Source organism: Chamaesiphon sp., assembly GCF_041737865.1.
GTDB lineage: Bacteria > Cyanobacteriota > Cyanobacteriia > Cyanobacteriales > Chamaesiphonaceae > Chamaesiphon.
Genome location: NZ_JBGSQZ010000198.1, coordinates 1 through 5250, shown reverse-complemented (window position 1 = coordinate 5250; position 5250 = coordinate 1). Strand labels below are relative to the sequence as shown.

The window sequence follows — 5250 nt, the reverse complement described above, 5'->3', positions numbered from 1 at the left end:
TAAATACCGACGACACGAGTATCACCATTCAAGCCATATTTAGTAAAATCGACATTACCGTTGATGGAGCCAACGCTGGCAAACCGACCGATTGCTGGATTGACTAAGATACTCTCGAGATCGCCATCCCCCTGAATATCCGCATCACCGAGCAATTTCCACGAGCTACTACTACCCAAATCGTTACCATCGTAGTCTCGGATCGATCCCATATATTTAGCTGGGTCTTTTTTGAAGTCAGCTACAGATAATGAGTTTGGGATTGGAGTAGCTGTGGACATTATGATGTCGTTGGCACTTAGCTTGGCGTTTTTGACCATTGCTAGTTGAGTGCTGCCAAAACTGATAGTAGTATCAGTAGTACCAAATACAGTCGTCACGTCGCTAGCTTTACTGCCAGTTACCAGATCGACTTCGATCGTATCATCTAGCAGATTGAAATCCGTAATCGTGTTTGGGGTTTTGGGTAAATCTACGCCTGAGAGCACAAATAGATCTTGACCTGCGCCGCCAGTAAGAGTATTGCCACCCAGACCGCCAAAAATCAGATCGTCGCCAGCACCGCCAATTACCGTGTCATTGAGATAGGCATAGATCGTGTCATCACCATCGCCACCATCCAAAGTATTGCCACCAGCTCCAGTCAAGCCACTCAAAATATCACCACCTGCCAAACCCAGCAGCGTATCCCCACTCCTACCGCTGTCGATAAGCAATGTATCACTACCAGCCGTACCATTCTTTATTGCCATTTAAATCTCCTCAGAAACGATTGGTCTATTGCAAATAAGTTTGATAATCCAAACTGTACGAGCTAATCTCATCACGGTTATCGATCGGTACACAAACTATCGGAATTACTTGTGCCTGAGCAATAAGCATGATATGTGAATTTTTGGGTTAGGTCAAGTAAATTTAAAAATCCCGATCGATCCCTACCGTTTCTCTGCTAGCTATACCATGTATAGATCTATAACCCCTAGAAAAGGTTGTAGATAAATTTGCCAACTTGTATGGTTATACGCTGCTAATCCCAAAATAGATCTCTTTACTTCGAGAGAGGAGCGTGAATTTTTGATTCAGCCAATGGATAGAGATTAGTACAAAGTACTGAGTTGGAGGGATGCCCGATTGATCGGTCACTTTAATATGAGTCTCTATCTATCTAAAGGTAGATTGTAATAGTTTACTTAGTCAGCTAATCGATAGAGATTAGGACTTATTATTAAATTCAGTTGCTGTTTTAACCACTGTTAGTTCCAAAATAGATATCTGTCTTTTGATAGAGCATGAGTTATTATTTATTTAGCTAGCGTAGATAAATTAGTACTTTTACTGAGTTAGATATCTACCGCATCCGTTACCAAATCTTAGCTAGTATTCTCGTTCTAAAGACCGATCGCACTTAACTAAACCATCTAAAAAAATAACCCCTATAAAGGAGCTATATAGAAGATTAAATATTACAGATAAAACTAGAATATTTTTTTAGTCACCGAGCGAGCGATCTTACTTTTACGTCTGGAATATACACCATATCCGAAAGCCGCTAGAGAGCCTAAGATAGTAGCTGGCTCTGGCACTGCGGCGATCGTGCCAGGAGTGACAATGCCTGCACCAGAGATCGTATTTGTGAAATTTCCAGTACTAGAACTCTCAAAACCAGTAGTAACTAGAAAATAGTTAGTACCGGGATTGAGGGCTGTAGTAAATCCAGATATTGTATTTGTAGTTAGCGGATTATCGTCATTTGCAATTATGGCATTGAAAACTGAATCGATAGGATTGAAAGAATTTTGGTAAAGAACAGTAAAATTATCAAAATTAGCTATGCTCTGAAAAACGTAGCTGTCTGGAGCACTAACGGTAAAACCGAAACTACTATAAGGAACGGCTTCTCCAACGATCGCTGTCGGTGGACTAGAGGAATTTTCAACAGGTCGATTGAAGACGAGACCATCAACAGTAGTTCCCGTGTAAGTAAAAGTGATAGCTTGAGCACTAGGAGCAAGCGGAGAAATGGCTGCTACCAATCCCCAGGAAATGCTAGCACCTACCAATGTAGATGTATTGTTTTTAAACATGAGTTGATATGATGAAAGAATCATATCTATATATTACCCAGCTACTCTTATCGATCTTCGATCGCCAGCATAATTTCAATAAAATTCAGCCACAATACTTAATTTATCGATCGAACCAATATAAATAGATCGTTCCAGAAACAGCTTGCAGCCATAAGTTGATGAGTGCGATCGGGATGAAGTTGGATTACTTAGACAGTGAGAGTGTTAACTGGGGAGCCGAAAAATTTGCCCAATATCTGCAACTCTAACTTTCTTCTATTAAAGATATACGCTGTTAATTTCAGATTGGATCTCTAGTCGATCGAATTTGTTTTGACACATAAAAGTAATTTGAAGTGGGTTTAAATCTCTACCGCCTGTGAGCTAAACTGAAACTACTACAGCATTCTCTGTCCCTGAGCGTCAATGGTTGAAGCAGCACACTTACTCGCAAAGATCGCCGCGGGGGATCGCAGTGCATTATCAGATTTATACGATCGCTATGCTCGGATGATTTACGCGATCGCCTGGAAGAGTCTAAACTCAGTAGAGGACTGTGAAGAAGTTGTTTTAGACGTATTTGCTCAAATCTGGAAGATTGCCGATAGGTTCGATCTCACCAAAGGTTGTGTCGAACAGTGGATTTTTACCTTGGCACGTAGTCGAATCTTGGATCGGTTGCGGAAACTACAACGACTCAATAAAGTTCATGCTGCAATCTCATCTGGCAAAGAGATCGAATTTCCTACTGTTAGCGTAGATCCGATTGAAGCGATCGAAATTGTCGAACGACAACAACAAGTACTTGCAGCATTAAGTCAAATTCCGCCACCACAACGACAGGTCATTGAAATGGCTTACTATCAAGGTCTAACCCATACCCAAATTGCCGCAGCTACTGGACTCTCGCTCGGCACAGTCAAAACGCGGCTAAGGCTAGGACTGAGTAAACTAAAAATAGCTTTTGAAAGTGCATCATCGGTAGTTAGTAGGCAAGACTAGACCGAGCCAAACCAACCCCTGCCCCCAAATGTATCATGAACGACCATCGATGTTTTTGCGAACTCGCTCCACTATACGCACTCGATCTGCTCGATCTTGAGGAACGGCTATGGGTAGAAGCTCAAATTATAGATTGTCCCGATCTAGCCGAAGAATTGGCAAATTATCAGGCTGCGGTAGCAGTTATGCCTTATAGTGCCCCAACGATGCCGATGTCGGCAGATCTCAAGGATCGGTTATTCGACCGCATAGTGTCGGCTCTGCCGAATCGCATTGCGTCTCCGGTGGAAAATCAGTTGGGTGTGGAGCCGATGGCAACTGCGCTCCCTGCTGCCGCAAAACCATCTCCTCCAGCCATAGTTACCTTTAGGTCCTCAAATCTCAAGTGGCGACCCTACCGAACCGCAGGAGTAAAAGTTGCATTACTATATCTAGATCGAGCCAATCGGATGAGTTCCGCATTACTCAAGGCAGCAGCGGGAGTCGTATATCCATTGCATCAACATCAGGGCCTTGAGGAAATTTATATGTTGGAAGGGGAACTAGTCATCGATGGGCAGGTTTATCGAGCTGGAGACTACATTCGATCGTACCCCAATTCGATCCATGCACCATCTACTAGTACGGGTTGTATGTTTTTGATCCGTGGTTGTCTCGATGATAACTACGATGAAAATATCATCGATCGATCTAATTAAAAAAGTATGGTGGGCAATGCCCACCACTTCAACCTAAATCCAAATCTTACTTTCCGAAACCCTTCCCCGCAGTTGTTTTAGCAGTAGTCAAACACTTTTCCAACTGTTTGAGAATCTTCTCGCGATCGAGATCTTGACCGATAATTACAAACTTCGTTTGAGGTTCGCCCTTCCACTGTTCATCATCGATCGAGAACCGTTTGCCACATAGATGAAAAACATGACATTTATCGCTTTCATCAAACCATAAAAATCCTTTAGCACGAAAGATGTTTACAGTTAATTGATTGTCTAAAAAGTGCTGAAACTTGCGGAGTAAGAATGGTCGATCGCTCACAAATGACAACGATGTAAATCCATCATTCTCTAAATGATGCGAATGGTCGTGAGCATGGTCATGTTCGCACTGATTATGGTCGTGGTCGCAATTACTGTGGTCTTCATGTGCGGGTGCATGGTCATGATGCTCGTGTTCATCATGTGTAGCTGCCTCCAGATATTTATCAGACTCAAATAGACCCACGCTGAGAATCATCGGTAATGATACCGCCGACTTGCTCGTGCGAATAATTCTCGCGCCTTCTTTCATATCCCGCAGGCGAACTTCTAATAAATCTACATCTGCTTCATCAACCAGATCGGTCTTATTCAACAGGATAATATCGCCATAAGTAATCTGACTTTGGGCAGCTTCACTATTAAATAAATCGAGACTAAAATTTGCAGCATCTACCAAAGTAATAATCGAATCCAGCCGCGTCACATCGCGCAACTCCGTACCCAAAAAAGTCAGTGCAACGGGTAAAGGATCGGCTAAACCTGTAGTTTCCACAACTAGATAATCGATCTGTTCCGATCGAGCCAATACTTTATGCACTGCATTAACCAAATCCTCATTGATCGTACAGCAAATACAGCCATTATTTAGCTCTACCATATCCTCACTAGTCGCGACAATCAGATCGTTATCGATGCCGATTTCGCCAAACTCATTGACGAGTACCGCAGTTTTGATACCTTGCTGATTTTGGAGGATATGATTGAGCAGCGTAGTCTTCCCACTACCGAGAAATCCGGTAATAATCGTTACAGGTACTAACTTCTGGTCTACATCAATGATTTCGAGGGTAGGAGCGATCGTAGTTGATGTCATAAAAATACACGGTGGGATGATACAGAAATTCGCAGTCAATAGATGGCAAACTTAGAGTAGGGCGATTGTCCTGCTCCGATGAGTCACTAGTCATTTTAACCTTTATTTGAGAGTCTGATTCCTCAACCCCTAAAGCCTAAAGCCTGCGAAAAATCCGGTCTTGGGGTTTCCCCGCTTGGGTTCGTTCCATGGTCGGGAAACCCGATTCCTGACAAGTTAAGGTTTTCGATCGAATGTCAACACCTACATATAGCGTAATTGTCGGTTCAATCGCACCATATATCAAAAATCTCGATCGATAGTGCTAATGTATTCAATCGCTGAATGTCCG

5 protein-coding genes are annotated in these 5250 nt (G+C 42.7%); 2 read left to right on the top strand and 3 right to left on the bottom strand.

Annotation, left to right across the window (positions count from 1 at the left end; all coding sequences use genetic code 11):
• Together ACEW9J_RS14980 and ACEW9J_RS14975 are read right to left on the bottom strand one after the other, a co-directional pair.
• A partial coding sequence (locus tag ACEW9J_RS14980; protein ID WP_373545913.1) for a calcium-binding protein occupies positions 1–752 on the bottom strand: 752 nt, incomplete at its 3' end.
• 723 nt (positions 753–1475) lie between these two features.
• Complete coding sequence (locus ACEW9J_RS14975; RefSeq protein WP_373545912.1) at positions 1476–2084, bottom strand: PEP-CTERM sorting domain-containing protein; 609 nt, start codon at positions 2082–2084, stop codon at positions 1476–1478.
• Positions 2085–2492: 408 nt separating this feature from the next.
• Here ACEW9J_RS14975 and ACEW9J_RS14970 point away from each other — a divergent pair, with 408 nt between their 5' ends.
• Positions 2493–3068: a sigma-70 family RNA polymerase sigma factor gene (locus ACEW9J_RS14970; RefSeq protein WP_373545911.1), complete on the top strand. Its 576-nt coding sequence runs from the start codon at positions 2493–2495 to the stop codon at positions 3066–3068.
• 35 nt (positions 3069–3103) lie between these two features.
• Positions 3104–3766 (top strand): cupin domain-containing protein, encoded by a 663-nt coding sequence (locus tag ACEW9J_RS14965; protein WP_373545910.1) that lies wholly within the window; start codon positions 3104–3106, stop codon positions 3764–3766.
• A gap of 46 nt (positions 3767–3812) precedes the next feature.
• Here ACEW9J_RS14965 and ACEW9J_RS14960 read toward each other — a convergent pair whose 3' ends face one another.
• Positions 3813–4919: a GTP-binding protein gene (locus ACEW9J_RS14960; protein WP_373545909.1), complete on the bottom strand. Its 1107-nt coding sequence runs from the start codon at positions 4917–4919 to the stop codon at positions 3813–3815.
• Positions 4920–5250: the final 331 nt, after the last annotated feature.